The following is a 22,786-nucleotide window of genomic DNA, read 5'->3' as shown; positions in this document are numbered from 1 at the left end:
AGCCGCGTCGATGACCGCGTCGATCCCGCGCCTGCCGCTGCGCGATGACCTGTTCCTCCTCGGCCACGACGACGACACCGGACACCCCCACGTGCACCGGCAAACCCTCGCCCTCGGGCTCGCGGGCGCGGTCCTGATCGACCTGTACCTGGCCGGGCGGGTGACCCTCGACCCGAACGACGACACCCGCCCGGCCACCCAACAACGAATCCACCCACACATTGACCGGCCCGTCGGGGACCTGATCGCCGACGCCGCGACCAACACCATCCGCCACACCCACCCACCCCTGCGCGGATGGCTGCGCGGGTTCTCCGACGACCTCTACGACCGCACCCGCGCCGGACTCGTCGCCGGCGGAATCCTGCGCCACCACACCCGACGGCGCCTCGGCGGCCTCATACGCACCGACACTTACCTACCCACCGACACCAAATGGGCCGTCGTCGCCCGCTCCCGCCTGCGCTACCTCGCCGCCGGCCACGAACAACCCAACAACCACACCGCCGCCCTCGCCGGCCTCGTCGCCGACCTCGGCCTCACCCACCACCTCTACCTCGACGACGACACCGCCACCCTAACCGCTCACCTGAAAGCCATCGCCGGGCAGCACTACCAACCGGTACGCGACATCACGGCCGCCGTCGACGCCGCTATCGGTGACCTCGCCACCGCCGCCTACCGCTAAGCACTAACCCACTGGTCAACGACTACCAGCTGTTCCTCGCCCACAGCCGTGCCACCAACAGCCGCAAACTCCTGACCCGACCGAGAGCCTTCGAAGGGACCGCCACCATGGACACTGTCCCGCGCATCCGCGCCGCCCGCTCGGCAGACAAAGACCACGTCGCCGCACTCATTGCCGACGCCCTCGATCCCAGCCCTCTCGCAACCTGGCTGATCCCCGACCCGGGCCCACGACGCCGAATCCTCACCGACGTCCTCGGCATCTGGGTCGAGCACGCCCTGTTCTACGGCGACGTCCACCTCACCAGCGACGCCACCGCCGTCACCGTCGGCTTCCACCGATACCGCCCCATCCCGCCACCAGCGAATTACCCCACCCGCCTCGGCGACACCGCAGGCATCCACAGCGAACGCTTCGACCTCCTCGATCGGCTACTCGCCAAAGACCGGCCCAGCGAGCCCCACTACCACCTCGCGATCCTCGCCGTGTCGCCCACCGCCAGGCGGTCCGGACACGGCACGGCCCTGCTCAGCCACCATCGCAGCCGACTCGACCACGTGAACCTACTGTCCTGGACAAGCACCACCCCCGATACTCAGAGCCTGCATGGCCGGCACGGCTACATCCCAGAATCAGCGATTCAATTGCCCGACGGCCCGCTCATCCGTTCGATGCGACGCAACCCTCTGCACGGCGACATCCAACCAACCAGGATCCCCCCGACCGAGGGCCACACCAGTCATCCAAGCCTGCAACCATGACCCAACCGCCACTCGCGAGGACGACACATCTGATCGGCTACCGGGCCGACATCTTTCCTTAGGTGAGGCTGAGTCCTACTGTCCGCCTATCCCTCCTCAGCCGGACATGTAGCAGAGAAGAGAACCGATGCGTAGGGATTGGACCGCTCTGCCGGAAAGTGTCACGGCAGGGATCGCCGAACGGGTCGGCGGAACCTTCGACGTTACCCACGCTTCCAGTGGCGACCACGCTGAGATCGCCTCGACTGTGACCGGACCAGCCGGACAGATCTTCGTCAAGGCGGCCTCCGGCGAGCTACGTGTTCGGGCACTGCGCTACGAACTGGCGGTAACCCGGGCCATCGACCGGCACCCGCCCACAGTCCTGTGGCAGTTCGAAACCGATGGCTGGCTGGTGGCGGGGACCGAGCACCTTCCTGGTCCCCACCCCGACTTTTCACCCGGCAGCAGCGACCTCGACCTGCTCCTAGCCACCCTGACAGCACTCCAAGAGTCGCCGGCACCCGACGAGACGTGGTTCACCCCAGCAGCCCGCCTCGGGTTCACGCACCCCGCCATGGACGGCGAGACACTTATCCACTCCGATCTCAACCCGACGAACCTGATCGTGACACCGATCGGCCTACGCATCGTCGACTGGGCGTGGGTAACCAAGGCCGCCCCATGGGTCGAACTCGCGTTGCTCGTCCCATGGCTGATCGGCAGCGGCCACAGCGCTGAACAGGCGGAAGAGTGGTTGGCGCAGCTTCTCGCATGGACAACGGCTGACTATCAGGTCCTCGACGACTTCGCGACAAGGAACGCGATGAAGTGGGCTGCCAAGTCCCGGCAGAGCACCGAGCGTTGGGTACACGACCTGGCGATGTGGACCGGCGAGTGGGCGGATCACCGGACGGACGGCCACCAGTCAGCCCGCGAGCCATAGCCTGGGGCATGTCCTCGTGAGGTGGGCACCGGGAGCGGTAGGACCAAATCCTCAACCAGCCAGCAGTCCCCACCCGGGGTCGCACATCAGGCCACGCAGCAGGCGGGTTATGCCAGTCCGGCCCCAGAGCCAGCCACGCTGCTCCCAATCTGCTCCCAATGTAAGCAGCACATGCGGCGAAGCCCGTTACCGACTGATCCGGCAACGGGCTTCTGACCTGCGAAAACTGAGAGTGGGCGATGCTGGTATCGAACCAGCGACCTCTTCGGTGTGAACGAAGCGCTCTCCCACTGAGCTAATCGCCCTCAGCGCCACTGACTCTACCCGATCGTGGAACCGGACCGGAAATCCGGGGTCAGTGCGTCGCCAGGTACTGCATCGCCTCGGCGACCACGTCGATGCCGAGGCTGTACTTGAGGGACAACCAGACGACAGTGGCCACGAAGACCAGGCCGACGGAGCCGAGCGCGATTCGCACTGGCAGCGACTGCTTCGTTACCCATCGTGTCCAGCCGTGGACGTGGCGGCGGGTGAAGCCGAGCAGCCGCCGCGCCCAGTGGTATTCGACGGCCCAGATGCCCAGGCCGGCGATCACCAGCAGCCAACCCGGCCCGGGGAGCGGAATGAGGGCGATGCCGATGGTCACCACCAGCGCCCCGGCTATCGCGACGAAGATCTTGAGTGCGATCCGCCCGGTGGGGTTGGCACGGATGAGGTCGAGGGTCAGCGAGATCCGTTCACGCCAGCGGGGCCGGCGCGGAGGATCCTGCACGGCGATTCCGCCACCACCATCGGCGGCAGCGTCGCCACCGGTGGCCGCGTCGCCACCACGACCACGACCGGCGCCGTCGCCACCGGACCGTCCGGCGTCGGACGCCGGCCGACCGGCCCGTTCGGGCTGCTCCATCGGCACTCCGTACCCCCGCTTTTCGGCTGCTCGGACCGCGACTTTCGGCGGGCCGGGTGCCGCCGCGGGATCCACTGAGGATTGCTTCGTCACCATTTCACCCCCCAGTGTCGCTCGGGCCCGTCACTGCAACGCCCGACTGGACGTTACCGGAGTAAGTCGACGACTGAGCCACCCGATACCGGGCGGGATCACGCACTGGGCAGAACCGGAAATCCTACATGAATGCTCACATTCACGCGGCCTTTCCGTCCCCCTTCCCACCACTGGGTGAAGTCAGCGTATGGCGGAGCGTAGCCAGAGGTAGCACCTGAGTATGGGAAAAGCGGGACACGCGCGTTCCGCAGCGGTGCCGGGGGGAGAACGTCCATGAGTGTCATCCGACCGACGACCGTAGAGGTCGAGACGTCGCTAAGGCTCGTCGCACCTGACGCCACCGCCTTGCCGGTGCGTGCCAGTCTGCGTTACGACCCTGCTGACCCGTATGCGGTCCATGTCCTGTTCCATGCCGAATCGGCAGGGGGCGAGGCGGTGAGTTGGTCGTTCGCTCGCGAACTTCTGGTCACCGGCCTGGACGAGCCGGCCGGCATCGGGGACGTTCGGGTCTGGCCCTGGGCCACACCGCGCGGCGACTTCGTCGCGCTGGCCCTCTCGTCACCGGACGGCAACGCCCTCTTCGAGGTGCCGCGCAGCGTCCTGGTGCGTTTCCTTCGACGGACCTACGTCGTCGTCCCGCGCGGCCGTGAGGCCGAGCACCTGGACGTCGACACGGCGGTGAACCGGCTGCTCGCCGGTCGCTGACCGCCCGAACGGGCAACACCGGCCACACCGGGGCCGCGCGGATCTGCCGAGTCCGCGCGGCCCCGGCACACACCCGGGATTCGGAAGTGTCGGTCGAGCCGAGCCGGAGTCCAGGCGTCGGCCGGCCAGCACTTCCGAATCACGCCCTGGGGGGGTACGGGGGCAGCCCGCCCCGGGCGGGCGGTGCTCAGCCGTGCGTGGTGATGCCGCCGTCGACGGGGATGACCGCTCCGGTCAGGTACGCGCCGGCGCGCGACGAGAGGTAGATGGCCGTGCCGGCCATGTCCTCGGGGCGCCCGATGCGGCCGAGCGGGACCTGCTGCTCGATGGCGGCCCGGCTCGCCGGGTCGTCGAGCGCGAACGCCATCATCTTGCTCTCGAACGGGCCGGGCGCGATCGCGTTGACGGTGATCTGCTCCCCGGCGAGTTGGTGGGCGAGGCTGCGGGTGAGCATGTGCACGGCCGCCTTGGTGGCCGAGTACGCATACACCTCCATCATCGGCACCCGGATGCCGTCGATCGACCCGATGTTGATCACTCGGGCCGGGTCGTCGGCGCTGGCGGCGGCGCGCAGCGCCGGCAGCAGCGCGGTGGTGAGCCGGAAGACGGCCTTGACGTTGACCGCCCAGAGCTTGTCGAACGCGGCCCCGGGGTAGTCCTCCAGTGGTGCGCCCCAGGTCGCTCCGGCGTTGTTGACCAGCACGTCGAGGCGGCCGAAGCGCTCGCGCACGGCGGCGGCCAACGTCTCGGCGCCGGCGTCGTCGCCGAGGTCGGCGGGGATGGCCTCGCAGCGGCCCTCGGCGGACAGGGTGGTGGCCACCGCTTCGCAGACGTCAGCCTTGCGGGACGAGATGATCACGTGTGCGCCGGCCCGGACGAAGCCCTGGGCGATCATCAGCCCGATCCCCCGCGAGCCGCCGGTGACCAGGACCGTCTTACCTTCGACCGAGAACAGCTGCGTCATGCCCATCCCATCGCGAGTCGGCGGGTGCCGCCGGGCGGGCGGGTGACCGGCGGATACCGGGTGGACCGCGGACCGACGGCGCTACCGCCGGGTAACGTAGCCCGGTCGCCGGGACCGGGACAAGCCCGCAGCTTGCCGCGGATTCCGCTGCGAACGTCGATCGGGATGCGGTGACCTGCGGTTCGGGCTACCGTCGCAGGCGATGGTCTCCACCGATCCCTCCCCCGCGCCATCGATCGGAACGGCGTCTCCCGTCACCGACGAGATAGCCACGTTCGCGCTGGCCGATCTTGCCGGTGCTCCGGGCTGGCGTCGGCCGGTGATCGTCGAGCGGGACCTTCTGATTCTCACCACGCGTGGGCACGGCGACGCGGAACTCGACTTTCACCTGCTGCCGTGCCGGCCCGGCACGCTGCTGCGGGTCCGCCCCGGCCAGGTGCTGCGCTGCGCCGGCCCGCAGTTCGACGCCACAGTGGTCGCCTGGGATGCCGAGGCGCTGCGCGGCTTCGACGTCGACCTGGCCACGACCGCGACCTGGCGGCAGTTGGCAGGTGAGGACGAGGACGCGGTGATCAGCGAGGTGAGCCAGTTGGCGGTGGACTGTCGGCGGCACCCCGACAGCCCCACCGCCCGCGCGCTGCTCCGGCACCAACTGGCCGTGCTGCTGCTGCGGCTGGCCGTGGCCCGCGACGACCGGTCGCCGTCGCGGCCCGAGGACGAGACGTTCCGCAGGTTCCGCCTCAAGGTGGAGCACGGCTACCCGCAGACCCGGCGGGTGGAGGATTACGCGGCCGAGCTGGGCTGCTCGGTGCGGACCCTGACCCGGGCCTGCCTGGCCGTCACCGGTCGCAGCGCCAAGCAGGTCATCGACGAACGGGTCGCGTTGCAGGCCGGCCGGTTACTGGCCGCGACGGATCAGCCGATCGCCCAGATCGGCCGGCGGCTCGGTTTCTCCGAACCCACGAACTTCGGCCGCTTCTTCACCCGCGAGGTCGGCGTCAGCCCCGGCGCGTTCCGGGCCGCCCGGGATCAACCGGTGGCCGGCCGGGTGGTCCGGCCTCGACCGCCGACCGAGTCGACGGGCGTCAACAGCGGCTGGTTCCGCCCCGGCACCCTCGGCGAACCCGCCAACGGCGGGTACGCCACGAGACCCGGGCCGCCCGCCGGAGGGCCGGGCGGCACCGGCCGGGCATGATGGCAGGGTGCAGATCTCCGCGCGCGGCGACTACGCGGTACGGGCGGCGTTGAGCCTCGCCACCGCGTACCCCTCGCTGCTGTCCACCCAGGTCATCGCCGCGGAGCAGGACATGCCCCGCAAGTTCCTGGAGGCGGTCCTGGCGGATCTGCGCCGGGCCGGCATCGTCCGCGCCCAACGCGGCGCCGAGGGCGGCTACACCCTCGCCCGCCCACCCCGCGAGGTGACCGTCGGCGCGGTGCTGCGCGCCGTCGAAGGCCCCCTGGCCGGGGTACGCGGGCTGCGCCCCGAGGAGACCCGGTACGAGGGCTCGGCGGAGAACCTGCCGGGCCTGTGGGTGGCGGTCCGCGCCGCCGTGCGGCGGGTCGTCGACGAGGTGAGCCTCGCCGAGATCGTCAGCGGTCGACTGCCCGCGCACGTCCGCAAGCTCACCGCGCTGCCCGACGCGTGGGAGCCCCGCTGAGCTTCGGCCGGCTCACAGCGTCCACACCACCTCCTCGGTGCTGAGCCGCGGCAGCCGCCGCTCCCCCCAGGCGTCCGGGCCCGGGTGGCCCAGGTTGAGCAGCAGCAGCGCCTCGTGCCGGCCGTCGGGAAAGAACTCGCGGTTCACCCCTGCCGCGTCGAACCCGGCCATCGGGCCGGCGGCCAGTCCGGCGGCGCGTACGCCCACCAGCAGGTAACCGATCTGGAGGGTCGCGCTGAACCGGGCCTGCCCGGCGCGAGCGGGACGGTCACTTAGCCAGTCGCGGGCCTGCGGCCGGTGCGGGTACAGCTCGGGCAGCCGCTCGTGGAAGTCGACGTCGGCGGCGAGCACCGCCACCAGCGGCGCGTTGGCCGTCTTCGCCCGGTTGCTCGACGAGACGTACGGCAGCAGCCGCGCCCGGGATTCCGGCGAGCGCAGCAGCAGCACCCGCAGTGGTTGACCGTTGTACGCCGTCGGCCCGTACCGGATCAGGTCGTGGATCGCCGCGACCTGGGCGTCGGTGACCGGCTCGTCGGTGAAGGTGTTGGCCGTGCGGGCCGCCCGGAACAGCAGGTCCTGGGCGGCCCGGTCCAACGCGAGCAGGTCGGCCGCGGTGGCTGCGCTCACGCCGGCGCGGCGGTGGTGTAGCCGCCCCGGTGGTGGACCAGTGGCGGGCCGTCACCGCCGTCGCCGAGCGCCAGCGGCTCGGCGATCACCAGCGTGTGGTCGCCGGCCGGGACCCGGTGCACCACCCGGCAGAGCAGTCGGGCCAGCACCCCGTCGAGCAGCGGTACCCCGAACGGCCCGGACGTCCAGTCCGGGTACGCGGCGAACCGGTCGATGCCGCTGGTCGCGAAGACAGTGGCGGCCTCCCGCTGCCCGGCCCCGAGCAGGTGCACGGCGACGTGCTCGGCGCGGGCGAGCACCGGCCAGCTCGACGACGCCACCCCGAGGCAGAACGAGACCAGCGGTGGGTCCAACGACACCGAGGTGAACGAGGTCGCGGTGAAGCCCGCCCGGATGGGCGCGCCGATCCCACCGAGGCAGGCGGGGTCGGTGCCGCGGGCGACCGCGGTGACCACCGTGACGCTCGTGGCCTGCCGCCGTAGCAGAGCACGGAACAGGTCCGGGCTCACCGGTCGCAGCTCGGCGACGTCCGTCGCCGGCCGCTCCACGGTGGTCATGCCGGCACCAGGGCCGACGCGGCGTACGCGCTGGCCGGTCGGGGCAGGCCGTAGTGCTCGCGCAGCGTCCGACCGGTGTACTCGGTGCGGAACAGTCCACGGGAGCGCAGCACCGGCACCACGTGGTCGACGAAGTCGGCGAGCCCGCCGGGCAGGTACGGCGGCATGATGTTGAACCCGTCGGCGGCGCCCTGGGTGAACCACAGCTCGATCTGGTCGGCGATCTGCTCCGGCGTACCGGCGACGACCCGGTGGCCCCGACCGCCGCCGAGCCGGCCGATCAGCTGGCGGATGGTGAGCTGTTCCCGGCGGGCCAGCTCGGTGACGAGGTGGTAGCGGCTCTGGTGGGCCTGCACGGTGCCGGCGGCCGGCAGCTCCGGCAGCGGCCCGTCCAGCGGCAGGCCGGTCAGGTCGATGCCGAGCATCCCGGAGAGCTGGGCGAGGGCGTAGTCGGGAACGATCAGCTCCTCCAGCTCGGCGGCGAGCGCCAGCGCCTCGGCCTCGGTGCCGCCGAGCACCGGCGCGATGCCGGGCAGGACCTTCACCAGGTCCGGGTCCCGACCGGCGGCGGTGACCTGCCGGCGCAGCTCGGCGTAGAAGCTCTGCCCGTCGGCGAGGGTCTGCTGCGCGGTGAAGACCGCCTCGGCGTAGCGGGCGGCGAAGGCGATGCCGTCCGGCGACGAGCCGGCCTGCACCAGCAGCGGCCGACCCTGCGGCCCCCGGGGGATGTTCAGCGGGCCACGGACCTGGAACTCCGGCCCGCGGTGCGCCACCTCGTGCACCCGGTCGGTGTCGGCGAACACCCCCGCGCCGGTGTCGAAGACCAGCGCGTCGTCCTCCCAGCTGTCCCAGAGCTTGATCGCCACGTCGACGAACTCGGCGGCCCGCCGGTAACGGTCAGCGTGTTCGGGGTGACTGTCCCGGTTGAAGTTGACCGCCTCCCGCTCCTGGGCGGAGGTGACGATGTTCCAGCCGGCGCGACCGCCGCTGAGGTGGTCCAGCGAGGCGAACTTGCGGGCGGTGTGGAACGGCTCGTTGTAGGTGGTGGAGACCGTCGCGATGAGACCGATGTGTTCGGTCACCGCGGCGAGCGACGCCAGCAGGGTCAGCGGTTCGAAGACGGCCTGGATGTTGTGCCGCGGGTTCGGCCCGACCGAGAGACCGTCGGCGAGGAAGAGCGAGTCGAGGGTGCCGCGTTCGGCGATCCGGGCCAGCTCCTGGAAGTGGCGTACGTCGGTGACCCGACGCGGGTCGGTGCGGGGGTGCCGCCAGGCGGCCTCGTGGTGGCCGACGCCCATCAGGAACGCGTTGAGGTGCAGGGTGCGGGTCATTGGGGTCCGTCCTATCCGGCAGAGACGTCGACGCGCCAGGTGGAGAAGCGACGTTCGAGGGCGACGAGGAGTTGGTTGACGACCAGGCCGATGGCGGAGATCGTGATGATCCCGGAGTACATGTCGGCGATCGCGAAGTTGTACTGCGCGTAGTTGATGAGATAACCGAGCCCGGCCTTCGCGCCGACCATCTCGGCCGCGACCAGCACCAGGATCGAGTACGCCCCGGCCAGCCGGACGCCGGTGAAGATGGTCGGCACCGCGGCCGGCAGGATCACCTTCTGGAACAGCCGCAGGTGGTTGAGCCCCATCGAGCGGGCCGACCGGATCAGCAGCGGGTCGACGCCCTTCACCCCGGCGATGGTGTTCAGCAGGATCGGCCAGGAGCACGCGTAGAGCACGAGCGCGATCTTGGAGGTCTCCCCCAGGCCGAGGATGAGCACGAAGACCGGCAGCAGGGCCAGCGCGGCGGTGTTGCGGAACACCTCCAGCAGCGGGCTGAGCAACTCGGCGAGCGGCCGGTACCAGCCGATCAGCAGCCCGAGCGGGATGGCGGTGAGCACCGCCAGGCCGAGCCCGGTCAACGACCGGGTGAGGCTCGCCCCCACATGCTCGGCGAGCTGGCCGCTGCGCAGCAACTCCCACCAGGCCACCAGCACCTCCGACAGCGGCGGCAGGAACACCCGGTCCACCAGCCCGAGCCGGGGCGCGCCCTCCCAGATCGCGGCCAGCGCGAGAATCGCGACGCTGCGGTGCAGCGCCTTTCCGCCGACGCCGAGCAGCCGACCGGCAAGGCCACCGGCACCGGGTCCGGCGGGGGCCACCGCGTCCGGCACGGCCGTCGGGGCCGCCAGCCGGGTGGGACGTTCGGCGATGTCAACCAACGCGGGCCTCCTCGGTGTGGGCCACCGCCGGCGCCGCGCGCCGCGCGTCGGCTCCGGCGACGACGGGAGTACGAGCACCACCTGCTCCGGTGTGGGCGGTGCGGCTGCCGGTGGCGCCCTCGGCCGCCTGTGCGGCCCGCACCTCGTCACGCAGCAGGGTCCAGATCTGGTGGCGGTGGTGGCGGAACGCGTCGGTGGAGCGCACGTCCTCGACCGCGTCCCGGTCGCCGAGGTCGATGTCGATGACCTGTTTGAGCCGTCCGGGCCGGGACGTCAGCACCGCCACCCGCTGACCCAGGTAGACGGCCTCGTCGATGCCGTGGGTGATGAACACGATGGTCTTGCCGGTGCGGGCCCAGATGCGCACCAGCTCGTCCTGCAACGAGTCGCGGGTCTGCGCGTCCAGGGCGGCGAACGGCTCGTCCATCAGCAGCACGTCCGGGTCGTACGCGAGACTGCGGGCGATGGCCACCCGCTGCTTCATCCCGCCGGACAGCTCGTGCGGGTAGCGGTCGGCGAAGCCGCGCAGGCCCACCAGGTCGAGGTGGTGCTCGATCAGGGCGGCGCGGTCGGCGCGGGGCACCCCCTTGGCCTCCAGGCCGAACGCGACGTTGCCGGCGGCGGTACGCCAGGGCAGCAGCGCGTACTGCTGGAAGACGATGCCCCGGTCCAGGCCGGGACCGGTGACGGGCCGACCGTCGACGAGCACCCGCCCCGCGGTCGGCTCGGTCAGCCCGCCGAGCAGGTCGAGCAACGTGGACTTGCCGCAACCGCTGGGGCCGACGACGACCAGGAACTCGCCGGGGCGTACCCCGAGGGTGACCTCGTCCAGCGCGGTGACCGCGCCGGCGCCACCACGCCGGCTGGCGCGGACCGGGAAGGTCTTGCTCACCCGATCAAAGAGGATCTTGTCGGTGCTCACCCGTTCCCCCCGTCCACGAAGGGGTTGAACCGGTTGGTGTAGATGTCGCCAGGCTTCGGACGGTCGCCCTTCAGCTCGCCCTCGGCGGCGAGCCAGTCGATCCAGGTGCCGAACTCCTGCTGGTCGATGACACCGCCACGGCCGGCGACGCCACTGCTCTTCCAGTACGCGACCAGCGACGGGTCCTCGTTGCGGCCGCGTTTGCCGATGATGTCCCGCATCCGGGCGACCACCGTCTCCCGGGGTTGGGTGCGGGCCCACTCGATGGCCTTGCCGACCCCGGTGACGAACGCCTTGACGGTCTCCGGGTTGCGCCTGATGAAGTCGTCGCGGAAGACGTAGGTGCCACCGCTGAAGGCGCCGAGCAGCTCGTAGTCGGTGAAGATGGTGCGGATGCCGCCACCGGCGACCGCCTTGTCCCGGATCACCCCGCCGAGCACGGCGACGTCGATCTGCCGCTGCCGCAGCGACTGCTCGGTGTTGACAGGTGGGAGGGCGACCAGCTCGACCTGCTTGATCTCGGCGGGGGTGAGCCCGCCGCGGGCGAGCCAGGTCTTGAGCACGGCCTCGGCGTGCGCGCCGAGGGTGTTCATGCCGACCTTCCTGCCGATCAGGTCACGGGGGCCGCGGACGGGGCTGTCGTCGAGCACGTAGTAGCCCTGGAAGGTCTGCGCGTCCGAGCCGTAGTAGCTGACCACGGCGGTGATCGGGGCGTTGGCGGCGGCGAGCTTGACGATGGCGCCGTTGAACGCGCCGCCGAAGTCGCTCTGCCCGGTGGCCGTGGCCTGGATGTCCTGCGGACCGCCGGTGACGTTGCCGATCCAGTTGAGCTTGACGTCGCCGAGGTAGCCGAGGTCGGCGGCGAGTTCGGGGAGGGTGACCTGGCCGACCGAGCCCTGGTAGCGCAGCTCGCTGGCCTGGCCACCGTCGGCTGCCGCGTCACCGCCGCAGCCGGCGGTGGCGGTGAGCGCGACCAGCGCGGCGACGGCGGTGAGGGTACGCAGAATGGCACGACGGGGTGGGGACATGAGGAGTCTCCTGATCTGTCCACGATGGGAGCGGGGACGCCCGGATGAGGGCGTGCGGGCACGCTGCTCCGCGTTGAGCGGGCGGGCGGTGGGAGTGCGGCGCTGGAGCCGAGCCGGATGGACCGGTCAGCTCAACAGAGCGCGCTCGCGTGCCGGACCAGGTCGACGTGCACACGAGCGGTGAGGAGAAGCTCATCCCGCTGCGACATGACCCCATGCTGCCGGGGATCGGAACGAGCGGTCAACGGCCTTCCAGAAGATGAGACTTCTATCGCTGCCGATGTTACGAACCACCCCGACCAGCGTTTACCGTGCCGCAACACCTATCTGTTGGATAGAGATTGCGATGCCTGCCGGGCGACCGTCCAGGACGGACGGCGAGAGGGTTTCAAAAGTTGCCGGTTCGGGAATGTTCGATCTCGACACGGCAGGGAACGGTGACGAGGGGAGACCTCCGATGGGCCTCATGTTTCGCAAGCGCAAGAAGTACGGTCCGATCATCCTGAACTTCACCGAGAACGGCTTCTCCTCGTGGAGCATCAAGATCGGTCGCTGGTCCTGGAACTCCAAGGCCCGTGCGCACCGGGTCGACCTGCCGGGTCCGCTCTCCTGGAAGCAGGACAAGTCCCGGTCGTAATCATCCCGGGAGTCGAGCGGGGTGCCGGTGATTCACCGGCACCCCGCTCGGCGTCTCCCCACCCACCCCCACGCCCCCCGCGTCCCCGCGCGCCCCCGCGCGCCCCGCCCGTCCCCCGCGATCTTGCAGTTTCGGTTGTTGATTCGTGAGGGATGCCCCTTGTGTAACCGCAGAAAGTGCAAGATCGCGGGGCGTGGCCGGGGCGGGGCGAGGCGGGGTGGGGTGGTTAGGGGGTTGCTTTGATGGTTTCGTCGCCGGCCAGGCGGCCCGTTTCGCGGTCGCGGCTCAGGACGCCCGCGTCGAGCAGGCTGGTGAGGGCGCGGTTGGCGTCGGCCGCGCGGTAGACGGTCGCGACGAGGGTGTGCCGGCGCAGCTCGGTGACCTGCCGTGGCCCGCCCGCCCGCAGCTCGGCCAGCAACTCGTGGGCCAGCGGTTCCAGGTCGGGGTCGTTCACCACGTCGACGGTCGTGCCGGTCGGGTCGAGTGGGTCGCGCAAGCGTACGGCGAACTGCGCGCCGACCGCCCAGAGCGCGTCGCGTACCGCCTCCAGACTCCGATCGGAGCGGCTGCCGAACGCGACAACACCGGCAGTCTCGCCCCCGGGCAGCACTGGCACCACCTCGGCGACCAGGGGAAAGCCGGCGGAGACGAGCACGTCCCGAGCACTGTCGCCGGTGTGCAGCAGCAGCTCACCGGTCCGGCCGTTGGCCGTCGCGGTGAGCACCTTCGGCGTCACCGCGCCGGGCAGGTCCACGAAGGAGAACAGCGGCGCGCCGGCCGCCCCGGCGGCCTTCACCGCGACCGGCAGCCGGTAGGCGTCGCCGGGCAGCAGGTGCACGGTGACCTCGGCGGGTAGGTCCGCCTCGATCGGGCCGAGCCGGGTCGGCAGCTCCGGCGCGCCGTCGGCCAGCACCAGCACCGTCACCTGCCGGCCGCGCACCTGGTCGCCGTGCCCGCCGACCAACCGGAGCGCGGCCTCGGCGGCTGCCGCGTCGACCCCGGCGAGCGCGACGGTGGCCCGCCGGGAGCGGTGCAGGGCCGCGGGCAGCCAGGTCGTCAACTGGCGGACCAGCAGCTCGCGGAGGAAATCAGTGGTCCGGTCGGTCGGCATCGGTCCGTTCTACCGTACGAACGGTCAGACCGGGACGGAGATCCCCACCCCACCGCGGGTCTGCCCGCCGTAACGCTGCCGCTCGGCGTTCAGGTCGAGCCGACCGATCTGCTTGCGGGCGGCCAGAGCGGTGTCGTCGAGCAGGTCGGCCGGGATCAGCCAGACCACCTCGAACTCCAGGCCGTCCGGGTCCTTGCCGTAGAGGCTCTTCGTCGTGCCGTGGTCGGAGGTGCCGGCCAGTGCGCCGGCCGCGGCGAGCCGCTCGGCGGTGGCGGCCAGCTCGTCGAGCGTGTCCACCTCCCAGGCGAGGTGGTAGAGGCCGACGGTGGACCGGCCGGCGGTGGACCGACCGGCGCCCGCGCCGATCTCGAAGAGGCCGAGGTCGTGGTCGTTGGTGGAGTCGGGGGCCTGGAGGAAGGTGGCGCCCCGGAAGCCGTCCGGGGTCATCGCCACCGGGCGGAAGCCCAGCACATCGCTGTAGAACGCGACGCTGCGGGCGAGGTCACTGACGTAGAGGACCGCGTGGTTGAGCCGGTGGATACCCATGACCCGAGACTAGCGCGATTTAGTTGAGCTCTCAACTATCGGGGGTATGATGGCGGTCATGACCCGCTGGTTGGACCCTGACGAGCAGCGCACCTGGCGCGCGTACCTCGCCGCCTCCCGGGCGCTGATGGACACTCTCGACCGTGAGCTGCAACGTGACGCGGGCATGCCACACGCGTACTACGAGATCCTGGTCCAGCTCTCCGAGGCCCCCGGTCGTCAGCTGCGGATGAGCCAGTTGGCGCAGGCCGCGGGGTCATCCCGCAGTCGGCTCTCGCACGCCGTGGCCCGCCTGGAGGCCGCCGGCTGGGTGCGCCGCGAGGACTGCCCCACCGACCGGCGCGGGCAGATCGCGCTGCTCACCCATGAGGGCTTCGCCACCCTCGCGGCCGCCGCACCCGGCCACGTCGAGGGGGTACGCCGACACCTGTTCGACGCGTTGAGCCCCGCTCAGGTCGATCAGCTACGCCGGATCAGCGAGACCCTGGCCGAGCACCTGACCGGATCCTGACCAATCGACACCGGCGCGGGTCTTGTACTTACCGTCGTCGAATGAGCACGATGGGGCGTGTCTTCCGGCTTCGGTGAACTGACTGATCAGGCGCACCACCTCGTGTCCTCCGGCGATCTTGCCGGCGCGCAGCAACTGCTGTCCGACGCGCTCACCGACGCCGACCCCCGCCCGGCCAACGCCACGCCCGAGCTGGCCGAGGCGGCCAGCCTTCAGGCGCGGGTGCTGATCGCCCTCGGCGAGCCGCACTCGGCCCGAGGGTGGGCCGCGTTCGCGTACGCGGCCACCACGCGCCTGCACGGCCGCGCCGACCCGCGCACGGTGGCCGCGGCGGCGACTCTGGCCGCGGTGCTGCACCGGGTCGGCAGCCACTCCCGGGCGGCGCGGCTCTACCAGGAAGTCATCATCGAGCTGACCGCGCAGGACGGCCCGGAGTCACTGCGGGTGCTCGCCGCGCACGCCGACCTGGCCACCGTCGAATACGCGCGCGGCCAGTGCACTGTTGCCCGCGACCGCCTCCAGGACGCCTGGGAGCTGCACCGCGAGGTGTACGGCGACGGGCACCCCAGCGGCATCAAGATGCTGGCGCGGCTCGGAGCCATGCAGCGCGACTGCGGGCAGTTCGCCGAGGCACACGACAACCTGGCGCTCGCCCGCGAGCTGTGCCGGCAGCACCTGCCCGCCGACGACCCGCTGGCCACCCAGGTGGCGGCCCTGGCCCGGGCGGCGGCCAACCCCGACCACGCCTGCGCCGACAACCCGCCCACAGCTCGGGACACTCCGGTCGTGCCGGCCGCCCGCGTCCCACCGCACGACGACGGGCCGGCCGAATCCGGCTACCACCCGCAGGCAGCCGCTCCCCACCACGCCGGGGCGGTGCCGAACCCCCGGCTGCCCTCCGACGAGGCGGTCGGGTCGACGGGCAGCAGATGGTCGCCCGAACCGGCGGACGACCCCTCGCCCCACCCCGCCGACCCTCCGGTCCCCCCGTCGGTGGTCGGGTTGGCCGGCGGCGCGGAGGAGCAGCCCGGCGTGTACCGCCTGCACCGCACCGCCGACCCGTACGGGTCGCACGACCCGAACCCACCGCTCGAGCAGCACCAGCCGTCCGACCCGTACGCGCGGCCCGACCCGTACGCGCAGGTCGAGCCGTACACGCCGTCGCGGCTGTTGCCGGTGCCCGTGCACCGCGCGCCGCCGGAGCAGCGCAATCGGCTGGTACCGGTGCTGGTGGCCGGTGTGGTCGTGGTGCTCCTCGGCGCGGCAGCGGTGATCGCCGGCGTGGCCCGGGTCGACGGCGACGACGAACCGACCCCGCCGCCGGCCAGCGCCTCCCCCACCGCCGGCGCGCCGGCCAGCACCGCCCCCGCCCCGGGCGGCACGGCACCCACGTCGGCTGCCGCCGCGGCCCCACCCGGCACCCCACCCAGTGCGGTGACCCTGCGCGACGCCCGGGACAGCATCGCGCTGAACTGGACCTACCCGGCGGGCGGCGAGGGCCCGGTGGTCATCGCGGGCGGCCGCACCGGCCAGGCCCACAACATCTTCGCGACGCTGCCCGCCGGCACCACCAGCTTCGTCATCTACGCGCTCAACCGCACGAACGACTTCTGCTTCACCGTCGCGGTCGCCTGGTCCACCGACGTCGTGGCCCGTTCCAAGCAGGTCTGCACCCGCCGCCGCTGACCCGCCAGCACAGCCCCGCCTCGTGTCCCGCCTCGTGGCCCCGCCTCGTGGCCCCGCCTCGTGGCCCCGCCTCACCTCGCCGACTTCACTGAGCGTGGCATTGACCGTCGCGGCGCCCGTCCTGACAACCCGTCACGGCAGACGTACCCCACACCACGCCGACCCAGCCTTTGCTCTGCTTACCTATCTGCACCACCTCGGATGACCAGCTGAAACGTCGCGGCCACCGTTTTGACACGCGTCGACAGCCATCACGTTGCGTAGCTGTCGCACCCGCGGGTGCAGAGCAAAGGGGGGATCGGCGGGCGGTGGGCGGAGGCCGTCGTCACAGATTGTCTACCTGTGGCCGTCCTCGGGCGGCAACGCTGGCAGGAGCAGGCACACCCGCAGGCCCGGCTGCTCCGGCGCGTCGGTCAGGGTGATGCCGCCGCCCGCCCGTCGGACCAGCTCCCGGACGATGGCCAGCCCCAGGCCGGCGCCCCCGTCGTCGCGGGCCCGCCCGTCATCCAGCCGCGTGAACCGGTCGAAGACCCGCTCCCGGTCCACCACCGCGATCCCCGGGCCGTCGTCGGTCACCGTCACCAGGTGGTACGCCCCGACGCCGGGCCGGAGCCCCGCGCCGGTCGCCACCATCGCTCCGGTCGCCGACATCGCGCCGGCCAGCGACACCGCCTCGCCCAGCGGCACCGCCTCGGCCGCGAGCACGACGCTGCCGTGCGCGTGTCGTACCGCGTTGTCGACCAGGTTGGCCAGCACGCGACGCAACTCCTCGACGGTGCCGATCGTCCAGAGCGGGCCCGTCGGCAGTGTCACCCGCACCGGCGGCGACGGGTAGCGGGCGGCAACCTCGGTCAGCAACGCGCCCAGTTCCACCGGGCCGGTCCCCCGCGCCGGCGGAGTCTCGTCCAGGCGGGCCAGCAGCAGAAGATCGTCGACCAGTCGGCTCAACCGCTCGGTGTCGGCCAGCAGGTTGGCCGTCACCGCCGTCCAGTCCGTCCGGTCGGCGAGACGCTGGGCCACCTCCAGCTCCGTCCGGATGTTGGTCAACGGGCTGCGCAGCTCGTGCGCGGCGTCGGAGACGAAGGCCCGCTGCCGGACGCGGGCGGACTCCAGCCGACCCAGCATCCCGTTGAGGGTGACCGCCAGACGGTGGATCTCGTCGGCCGACGCCGGCACCGGCAGCCGGCCGGCGCCGGCCCTCCCGGTGATCTCCTCGGCACCTCGACGTAGCGCCTCGACCGGCCGCAGGGTGGCCCCCACCACCCGCCACGCCACCCCGGCCAGCACGGCCACCAGCAGCGGGAACGCCACCAGCAGGATGGCCCGGACCACGTGGGTGCTGTGCCGCACGTCGGCCATCGAGCGGGCGACCAGCACGGTGAGCGGGTCGGCGGCGGTGCCGGCGGGTACGGCGACCACCCGGACCGGGCCGACGAGCCCGACCCGCTCGGCCGGCACCTCCAGCCGCTGCCGACCGCCGCGGTCCAGCCGCTCCGGGCGGACCATCGGCACCAGCCGGTCGGCGTCGATCGAGGCCGCCCGGATTCGTCCCTGCTCGTCGACGACCTGCACGCGGACCTGCCCGCCGGCCACCGGCAGCGGGTCGGGCAGCGCGTCCTCGGCGGCGAGCAGGGCGACCGCGTCGGCGGTGCGGAACGCCTCGGTGTCGACGGTGCGCTGGAGTACGAAGCCGAGCGCGCCGAGCAACACCACCCCGCCCACGGCCAGCCCGATGGTGAGACCGAAGACACCGATCGCCATGAGTCGCCCGCGCAGCCCGAGGACCGGTATCCAACCGGGCCTGGCCCGACGGGTGGTGGCCGGGCCGTCGGCGCTCACGTCGCCAGCCGGTAGCCGGCGCCCCGGACCGTCTCCAGCCGGTCCCGGCCGAGCTTGCGGCGCAGGTAGCCGACGTACACCTCGACGGCGTTCGGCGCGGTCTCCAGGCTGGCGTCCCAGACGTGGTCCAACAACTCGACCTTGGAGACGACCTGGCCCGGCCGGCGCATCAGGTAGTCCAGCAGTGCGAACTCCCGCGCGGTCAACGTCACCTCGGTGTCCGCCCGGGTCACCCGTCGGCGGGCCGGATCCAACCGCAGGTCACCGACGGCGAGGACGGTCGGGCGCTCCGGCGCGCCCCGACGCAGCAGGGCCCGGAGCCGGGCCAGCAGCACCACGTACGAGAAGGGTTTGGTCAGGTAGTCGTCGGCGCCACAGTCGAGGCCGTCGGCCTGGTCGTACTCGCCGTCCTTGGCGGAGAGCATCAACACCGGCAGCCAGTGCTGTTCCGCGCGCAGCCGCCGGACCAGCTCGTACCCGGAGAGGCCGGGCAGCATCACGTCGAGGATCATGGCGTCGTACCCGCCGTGCCGGGCCGCGTCCAGGCCCGCGGGGCCGGTCGTCGCCACGTCCACCGCGAACCCCTCCGCCTGGAGACCCCGTTGCAGGGCAGCCGCCAACCGGGCCTCGTCCTCCACCACCAGCACCCGCACAGCTCAAGGGTGCCACCCGGGTCAATCGGGGCGGTTCGGTGTCCTCAGCGCGTTCACAGCACGGACGAGGCAAGATGGCCGCAGGAGGTGCCACCATGTCCGTCCTGAGAAGCCGTCCCGTCCTTCGCTGGCTGGTTCCGGCCACCGCAGCCGTCGCCGTCATCGGCGGTGGCGCGGCGATCGGCACGTTCGCCGCCGAGGCCGAGCCGAGCCTGCCGCCCCGAACCGCCGCTCAGCTCCTCGTCGACCTGCAGACATCCCGGCTGGAGGGGTTGTCCGGGACCGTCGTGCAACGCGCCGACCTCGGCCTGCCGTCCCTCGTCGGACTGGTCCCCGGCAACGAGTTGACCACCCTGCTGACCGGCACCCACACCCTGCGCGTCTGGTATTCCGGGCCGGACAAGCAGCGGGTCGCGCTGATGGACACGCTGGGCGAGCAGGACATCATTCGCAACGGCCAGGACCTGTGGACGTGGCAGAGCCGCAGCAACACCGCCACCCACCGCACGCTGGGCGGCGACGCCGGAGCCTGGAAGCCGGCCCCGGAACCGGCAGCGAGCCTGCCGGCCACCCCGCAGCAGGCCGCCGACCTGGCGTTGAACGCGATCGACCCGAGCACCGAGGTCAGCGTGGGCCGGTCGGCGACCGTCGCCGGACAGGACGCGTACGAGCTGGTGCTCCAGCCGCGCGACCAGGCCTCCCTGGTGCACCAGCTGCGGATCGCCATCGACGCCAAGCAGCACGTGCCGCTGCGCTTCGAGGTGCTGGCGAAGGGCAGCGACCGGCCGGCGTTCGAGGTGGCCTTCACCCAGGTCGACTACCGCCGCCCCGACGCCGACCAGTTCCGTTTCAACCCGCCGCCCGGCGTGACCGTCGACGAGGAGAAGGCCGAGCGCCCGACGGGCAAGCCCGGTCACGTCGAGCCGGCGGATGACCCGCAGGTCCGCGCGTTCGGCGACGGCTGGACGACAGTGCTGGTCGGCCGCCTCGACGGGGCCGACGCCAATCGGAAGCCCGCCCCGAAGCAGCCAGCTGCCCCGGCCGGGACCGGACCGGACCTGGACATGTCGAAGCTGCTCGGCGGGCTGCCGGCGGTCAGTGGTGACTGGGGCAGCGGTCGGCTCCTCACCAGCAAGCTGTTCAGCGTGCTGCTCACCGACGACGGCCGGGTGCTCGCCGGAGCGGTGACGCCGGAGCGGCTCTACGAGGCCGCGCGCGGCTGATCTCCGCGGTGTTCGCGCCGGGTCGACCTGACGGTCGGCCCGGCGCTTCGCTGTGGCCGGCCCGGGGTCAGGCGCGGCGACGTCACCCGGCGCGCCGGACCGCCCGGCTTGGTGAGAACCGGCGCAACGCGCTATCTTCAACAGTTCGAAGGCACAAAAAAGAACGGCTTAAAAGCCGTTCCTGCAAAGGATTCTAATCTTTAGGGAGACGGCTTGTCAAGGCACTCCGGCGGTTCCGGCGAATTGCCGCTCGACGACGAGATCGGTCGCGAGCAGGAGTACGTCTCGATGCTCTACAACCGGCTGGATCAACTGCGCGAGCAGGCCGCCCACCGGCTCACCGCCGAACTGCACAACACCGGCGGCACCCTCCAGGACCGCTCGCAGCGCGACAGCTCGGTAGCGATGTACGCCGATCAGGTCGAACAGTTCTCCGCCGTGGAGAACGGGCTCTGCTTCGGCCGTCTCGACGGCGACGACGACTCCCGCCGCTACATCGGTCGGATCGGCATCTTCGACACCAGTGGTGACTACGATCCGCTGCTGATGGACTGGCGGGCACCCGCCGCCCGCCCGTTCTACCTCGCCACGGCCGCGAACCCGCAGGGCGTACGCCGTCGCCGGCACCTGCGTACCCGGCAGCGCAAGGTGACCGGGCTCAACGACGAGGTGCTCGACATCGACACCGCCTCCCCCGGCGCCCACGAGGAGCTGACCGGGGAAGCGTCGCTGCTCGCCGCGCTCAACGCGGGCCGTACCGGCCGGATGCGCGACATCGTCGAGACCATCCAGGCCGAGCAGGACGAGGTCATCCGAGCGGAACTTCCGGGCGTGATGGTGGTCCAGGGCGGCCCCGGCACCGGCAAGACCGCTGTCGCGCTGCACCGGGCGGCGTACCTGCTCTACACGCACCGGCGGGAACTCTCCAGCCGTGGCGTCCTGCTGGTCGGCCCGAACGCGACCTTCCTGCGCTACATCTCCCAGGTGCTGCCGACGCTGGCCGAGACCGGCGTGCTGCTGCGTACCCAGGGTGATCTTTTTCCCGGGGTGAGCGCCCAACGGACCGAGCCGGCCGAGACCGCGGCGCTCAAGGGCCGGGCGGTGCTGGCCGAGGTGTTGGCGCTGGCCGTACGGGATCGGCAGTGGGTGCCGGACGAGCCGCTGGAGATCGAGGTCGAGCGGGAGACGCTGACCCTCGACCCGGAGATCGTGCGCGCGGCCCGGGACCGGGTCCGCCGCGCCGACCGACCGCACAATCTGGCCCGCGCGCTGTTCGACGTGGAGATCGTGCACGCGCTCGCCGACCAGGTGGCCGAGCGGATCGGCGCCGACCCGCTCGGCGGGGACAACCTCCTCGACGAGGCGGACCGCGCCGAGATCCGGCGCGAGCTGCGCGAGGAGACCGAGATCCAGGCCGCCCTGGACCGGCTGTGGCCGGTGCTCACCCCGCAGCGGCTGCTGGCCGACCTGTACGCCGACCCGGACCGGATCGCCACCGCCGCGCCGATGCTCGACGAGGACGAGCGGGCGCTGCTGCGCCGCGAGCGCGGTGGCTGGACGCCGGCCGACGTCCCGCTGCTGGACGAGGCCGCCGAACTGCTCGGCGAGGACGAACGCGCCGCAGCCGCCCGGCGGGACCGCATCCGGATGATGGAACGGGAGTACGCCGAGGGCGTGCTGGAGATCGCCCGGGGCTCCCGCTCGATCGACGTCGAGGACGAGGCCGAGGGCGGTGAGATCCTCGGCGTGACCGACCTGATCGACGCGGATCGACTGTTGGAGCGGCAGGAGGAGGCCGACCGGCTGACCACCGCGCAGCGGGCCGCCGCCGACCGCACCTGGGCGTTCGGCCACGTGATCGTGGACGAGGCGCAGGAGCTCTCCCCGATGGCCTGGCGGCTGCTGATGCGCCGCTGCCCGAGCCGGTCGATGACGATCGTCGGCGATGTGGCGCAGACCGGCGCGCTGAGCGGCACCCCGTCGTGGGCGGACGCCCTCGCCCCGTACGTGGAGCAGCGGTGGCGGCTCACCGAGCTGACGGTCAGCTACCGCACTCCCGCCGAGATCATGGCGGTCGCCGCCGACGTGCTGGCCGAGATCGACCCGGCACTGCGGCCGCCGCGCTCGGTGCGGGAGAGCGGCGTACCGCCGTGGGACCGGGCGGTCCCCGATGGCCGGTTGGCGGCGGAGCTGGTCGCCGAGGCCACCCGGGAGGCGGCCGGGTTGAGCGAGGGGCGGCTCGGGGTGCTCGTGCCGGCCGGCCTGGTGGGTGAGCTGGGCGCGGCGGTGCTCGCCGCCCTGCCCGAGGCTGCCGTCGGCGAGCATCCGGAGCTGGAGAGCCGGGTGGTGGTGTTGACGGTCGCCCAGGCCAAGGGGCTGGAGTTCGACTCGGTGCTGGTGGTCGACCCGGACCGGATGGTGGCCGAGTCCCCTCGAGGACGCAGCGACCTCTACGTGGCCCTGACCCGCGCCACCCAACGCCTGGGCGTCCTGCGCCCCGCGAGCTGACCACGAGGCGACCCGCCCC

Annotated in this window: 24 protein-coding genes and 1 tRNA gene; 11 read left to right on the top strand and 14 right to left on the bottom strand. The window is 71.9% G+C overall.

Features of this window, described 5'->3' with window-relative positions; genetic code table 11:
- Positions 1-10 precede the first annotated feature (10 nt).
- The 3 genes from AB0877_RS06985 (at position 11) to AB0877_RS06975 (ending at position 2,374) form a co-directional block, all read left to right on the top strand.
- Positions 11-688: a GPP34 family phosphoprotein gene (locus AB0877_RS06985; RefSeq protein WP_366607391.1), complete on the top strand. Its 678-nt coding sequence runs from the start codon at positions 11-13 to the stop codon at positions 686-688.
- Between the two features lie 107 nt (positions 689-795).
- The gene (locus AB0877_RS06980) at positions 796-1,449 is read left to right on the top strand and encodes a GNAT family N-acetyltransferase (protein WP_366607389.1); all 654 of its coding nucleotides are present in this window, start codon (positions 796-798) and stop codon (positions 1,447-1,449) included.
- Between the two features lie 127 nt (positions 1,450-1,576).
- Entirely contained in the window at positions 1,577-2,374 is a 798-nt protein-coding gene (locus AB0877_RS06975) for an aminoglycoside phosphotransferase (RefSeq protein ID WP_366607387.1), read from the top strand.
- A 233-nt stretch (positions 2,375-2,607) separates the two neighbouring features.
- Here AB0877_RS06975 and AB0877_RS06970 read toward each other — a convergent pair.
- Together AB0877_RS06970 and AB0877_RS06965 are read right to left on the bottom strand one after the other, a co-directional pair.
- A tRNA-Val gene (locus AB0877_RS06970) sits at positions 2,608-2,679 on the bottom strand.
- A gap of 50 nt (positions 2,680-2,729) precedes the next feature.
- Positions 2,730-3,377 (bottom strand): PGPGW domain-containing protein, encoded by a 648-nt coding sequence (locus tag AB0877_RS06965; RefSeq protein ID WP_366607386.1) that lies wholly within the window; start codon positions 3,375-3,377, stop codon positions 2,730-2,732.
- A gap of 273 nt (positions 3,378-3,650) precedes the next feature.
- Here AB0877_RS06965 and AB0877_RS06960 point away from each other — a divergent pair, with 273 nt between their 5' ends.
- The gene (locus AB0877_RS06960; RefSeq protein ID WP_007457244.1) at positions 3,651-4,082 is read left to right on the top strand and encodes an SsgA family sporulation/cell division regulator; all 432 of its coding nucleotides are present in this window, start codon (positions 3,651-3,653) and stop codon (positions 4,080-4,082) included.
- A gap of 187 nt (positions 4,083-4,269) precedes the next feature.
- On the opposite strand, the gene AB0877_RS06955 is transcribed toward AB0877_RS06960, so the two are convergent.
- The gene (locus AB0877_RS06955) at positions 4,270-5,046 is read right to left on the bottom strand and encodes a glucose 1-dehydrogenase (RefSeq protein ID WP_355495072.1); all 777 of its coding nucleotides are present in this window, start codon (positions 5,044-5,046) and stop codon (positions 4,270-4,272) included.
- 202 nt (positions 5,047-5,248) lie between these two features.
- Here AB0877_RS06955 and AB0877_RS06950 point away from each other — a divergent pair, with 202 nt between their 5' ends.
- Positions 5,249-6,241 (top strand): AraC family transcriptional regulator, encoded by a 993-nt coding sequence (locus tag AB0877_RS06950; protein WP_366607384.1) that lies wholly within the window; start codon positions 5,249-5,251, stop codon positions 6,239-6,241.
- A 7-nt stretch (positions 6,242-6,248) separates the two neighbouring features.
- Positions 6,249-6,704 (top strand): Rrf2 family transcriptional regulator, encoded by a 456-nt coding sequence (locus AB0877_RS06945; RefSeq protein ID WP_357357457.1) that lies wholly within the window; start codon positions 6,249-6,251, stop codon positions 6,702-6,704.
- A 12-nt stretch (positions 6,705-6,716) separates the two neighbouring features.
- Here AB0877_RS06945 and AB0877_RS06940 read toward each other — a convergent pair whose 3' ends face one another.
- The 7 genes from AB0877_RS06940 to AB0877_RS06910 all read right to left on the bottom strand — a co-directional run bounded on the left by AB0877_RS06940 (position 6,717) and on the right by AB0877_RS06910 (position 12,262).
- Complete coding sequence (locus tag AB0877_RS06940; RefSeq protein WP_366607383.1) at positions 6,717-7,331, bottom strand: malonic semialdehyde reductase; 615 nt, start codon at positions 7,329-7,331, stop codon at positions 6,717-6,719.
- Positions 7,328-7,888 (bottom strand): flavin reductase family protein, encoded by a 561-nt coding sequence (locus AB0877_RS06935; protein WP_366607381.1) that lies wholly within the window; start codon positions 7,886-7,888, stop codon positions 7,328-7,330. The genes AB0877_RS06940 and AB0877_RS06935 overlap by 4 nt, the downstream gene beginning before the upstream one ends.
- Positions 7,885-9,219, bottom strand: a complete 1,335-nt coding sequence (locus tag AB0877_RS06930) for an LLM class flavin-dependent oxidoreductase (protein ID WP_366607379.1) — start codon at positions 9,217-9,219, stop codon at positions 7,885-7,887. Before AB0877_RS06930 ends, AB0877_RS06935 begins: the two co-directional genes overlap by 4 nt.
- Positions 9,220-9,230: 11 nt before the next feature.
- The gene (locus AB0877_RS06925; RefSeq protein WP_366607378.1) at positions 9,231-10,103 is read right to left on the bottom strand and encodes an ABC transporter permease; all 873 of its coding nucleotides are present in this window, start codon (positions 10,101-10,103) and stop codon (positions 9,231-9,233) included.
- Positions 10,096-11,025, bottom strand: a complete 930-nt coding sequence (locus tag AB0877_RS06920; RefSeq protein ID WP_366607376.1) for an ABC transporter ATP-binding protein — start codon at positions 11,023-11,025, stop codon at positions 10,096-10,098. The genes AB0877_RS06925 and AB0877_RS06920 overlap by 8 nt, the downstream gene beginning before the upstream one ends.
- The gene (locus AB0877_RS06915; protein WP_366607374.1) at positions 11,022-12,053 is read right to left on the bottom strand and encodes an ABC transporter substrate-binding protein; all 1,032 of its coding nucleotides are present in this window, start codon (positions 12,051-12,053) and stop codon (positions 11,022-11,024) included. The genes AB0877_RS06920 and AB0877_RS06915 overlap by 4 nt, the downstream gene beginning before the upstream one ends.
- A gap of 131 nt (positions 12,054-12,184) precedes the next feature.
- Entirely contained in the window at positions 12,185-12,262 is a 78-nt protein-coding gene (locus AB0877_RS06910; protein ID WP_349881247.1) for a putative leader peptide, read from the bottom strand.
- 248 nt (positions 12,263-12,510) lie between these two features.
- Here AB0877_RS06910 and AB0877_RS06905 point away from each other — a divergent pair, with 248 nt between their 5' ends.
- Entirely contained in the window at positions 12,511-12,690 is a 180-nt protein-coding gene (locus tag AB0877_RS06905) for a DUF4236 domain-containing protein (protein ID WP_030333600.1), read from the top strand.
- A gap of 226 nt (positions 12,691-12,916) precedes the next feature.
- Here the strand turns inward: AB0877_RS06905 and AB0877_RS06900 are convergent, their stop codons facing one another.
- Complete coding sequence (locus AB0877_RS06900; RefSeq protein WP_366607372.1) at positions 12,917-13,801, bottom strand: hypothetical protein; 885 nt, start codon at positions 13,799-13,801, stop codon at positions 12,917-12,919.
- A 24-nt stretch (positions 13,802-13,825) separates the two neighbouring features.
- Positions 13,826-14,347 carry a VOC family protein gene (locus AB0877_RS06895; protein WP_357201482.1) on the bottom strand — a complete coding sequence of 174 codons (522 nt, stop codon included), beginning with the start codon at positions 14,345-14,347 and terminating at the stop codon, positions 13,826-13,828.
- A 49-nt stretch (positions 14,348-14,396) separates the two neighbouring features.
- On the opposite strand from AB0877_RS06895, the gene AB0877_RS06890 reads away from it, so the two are divergent.
- Together AB0877_RS06890 and AB0877_RS06885 are read left to right on the top strand one after the other, a co-directional pair.
- On the top strand, positions 14,397-14,858 hold the full coding sequence (locus AB0877_RS06890) for a MarR family transcriptional regulator (RefSeq protein WP_366607370.1): 462 nt from the start codon (positions 14,397-14,399) through the stop codon (positions 14,856-14,858).
- Between the two features lie 57 nt (positions 14,859-14,915).
- Positions 14,916-16,544 (top strand): tetratricopeptide repeat protein, encoded by a 1,629-nt coding sequence (locus AB0877_RS06885; protein WP_366607368.1) that lies wholly within the window; start codon positions 14,916-14,918, stop codon positions 16,542-16,544.
- Positions 16,545-16,880: 336 nt separating this feature from the next.
- On the opposite strand, the gene AB0877_RS06880 is transcribed toward AB0877_RS06885, so the two are convergent.
- Together AB0877_RS06880 and AB0877_RS06875 are read right to left on the bottom strand one after the other, a co-directional pair.
- A complete protein-coding gene (locus AB0877_RS06880; RefSeq protein WP_366607685.1) occupies positions 16,881-18,305 on the bottom strand; it encodes an ATP-binding protein in 1,425 nt (474 codons plus the stop codon).
- Positions 18,306-18,379: 74 nt separating this feature from the next.
- A complete protein-coding gene (locus tag AB0877_RS06875) occupies positions 18,380-19,036 on the bottom strand; it encodes a response regulator transcription factor (RefSeq protein ID WP_366607366.1) in 657 nt (218 codons plus the stop codon).
- A gap of 95 nt (positions 19,037-19,131) precedes the next feature.
- On the opposite strand from AB0877_RS06875, the gene AB0877_RS06870 reads away from it, so the two are divergent.
- Both AB0877_RS06870 and AB0877_RS06865 read left to right on the top strand, forming a co-directional pair.
- Positions 19,132-20,259, top strand: coding sequence for a hypothetical protein (locus AB0877_RS06870; RefSeq protein ID WP_366607365.1), 1,128 nt, complete (start codon positions 19,132-19,134; stop codon positions 20,257-20,259).
- A 213-nt stretch (positions 20,260-20,472) separates the two neighbouring features.
- Positions 20,473-22,767: an ATP-binding domain-containing protein gene (locus AB0877_RS06865; protein WP_366607363.1), complete on the top strand. Its 2,295-nt coding sequence runs from the start codon at positions 20,473-20,475 to the stop codon at positions 22,765-22,767.
- Positions 22,768-22,786 lie beyond the last annotated feature (19 nt).

The sequence above is a fragment of the Micromonospora sp. NPDC047644 genome (assembly GCF_040704315.1).
Taxonomy (GTDB): Bacteria; Actinomycetota; Actinomycetes; order Mycobacteriales; family Micromonosporaceae; genus Micromonospora.
Note: the sequence above shows the minus strand (reverse complement) of the source record. Positions and strands in the feature narration are given on the sequence as shown.

Coding starts and splice junctions, on each gene's coding strand:
- AB0877_RS06985 (WP_366607391.1), top strand. CDS start 11: ATGACCGCGTCGATCCCGCGCCTGCCGCTGCGCGATGACCTGTTCCTC.
- AB0877_RS06980 (WP_366607389.1), top strand. CDS start 796: ATGGACACTGTCCCGCGCATCCGCGCCGCCCGCTCGGCAGACAAAGAC.
- AB0877_RS06975 (WP_366607387.1), top strand. CDS start 1,577: ATGCGTAGGGATTGGACCGCTCTGCCGGAAAGTGTCACGGCAGGGATC.
- AB0877_RS06965 (WP_366607386.1), bottom strand. CDS start 3,377: ATGGTGACGAAGCAATCCTCAGTGGATCCCGCGGCGGCACCCGGCCCG.
- AB0877_RS06960 (WP_007457244.1), top strand. CDS start 3,651: ATGAGTGTCATCCGACCGACGACCGTAGAGGTCGAGACGTCGCTAAGG.
- AB0877_RS06955 (WP_355495072.1), bottom strand. CDS start 5,046: ATGACGCAGCTGTTCTCGGTCGAAGGTAAGACGGTCCTGGTCACCGGC.
- AB0877_RS06950 (WP_366607384.1), top strand. CDS start 5,249: ATGGTCTCCACCGATCCCTCCCCCGCGCCATCGATCGGAACGGCGTCT.
- AB0877_RS06935 (WP_366607381.1), bottom strand. CDS start 7,888: ATGACCACCGTGGAGCGGCCGGCGACGGACGTCGCCGAGCTGCGACCG.
- AB0877_RS06930 (WP_366607379.1), bottom strand. CDS start 9,219: ATGACCCGCACCCTGCACCTCAACGCGTTCCTGATGGGCGTCGGCCAC.
- AB0877_RS06915 (WP_366607374.1), bottom strand. CDS start 12,053: ATGTCCCCACCCCGTCGTGCCATTCTGCGTACCCTCACCGCCGTCGCC.
- AB0877_RS06910 (WP_349881247.1), bottom strand. CDS start 12,262: ATGTCGCAGCGGGATGAGCTTCTCCTCACCGCTCGTGTGCACGTCGAC.
- AB0877_RS06905 (WP_030333600.1), top strand. CDS start 12,511: ATGGGCCTCATGTTTCGCAAGCGCAAGAAGTACGGTCCGATCATCCTG.
- AB0877_RS06900 (WP_366607372.1), bottom strand. CDS start 13,801: ATGCCGACCGACCGGACCACTGATTTCCTCCGCGAGCTGCTGGTCCGC.
- AB0877_RS06895 (WP_357201482.1), bottom strand. CDS start 14,347: ATGGGTATCCACCGGCTCAACCACGCGGTCCTCTACGTCAGTGACCTC.
- AB0877_RS06890 (WP_366607370.1), top strand. CDS start 14,397: ATGGCGGTCATGACCCGCTGGTTGGACCCTGACGAGCAGCGCACCTGG.
- AB0877_RS06880 (WP_366607685.1), bottom strand. CDS start 18,305: ATGGCGATCGGTGTCTTCGGTCTCACCATCGGGCTGGCCGTGGGCGGG.
- AB0877_RS06870 (WP_366607365.1), top strand. CDS start 19,132: ATGTCCGTCCTGAGAAGCCGTCCCGTCCTTCGCTGGCTGGTTCCGGCC.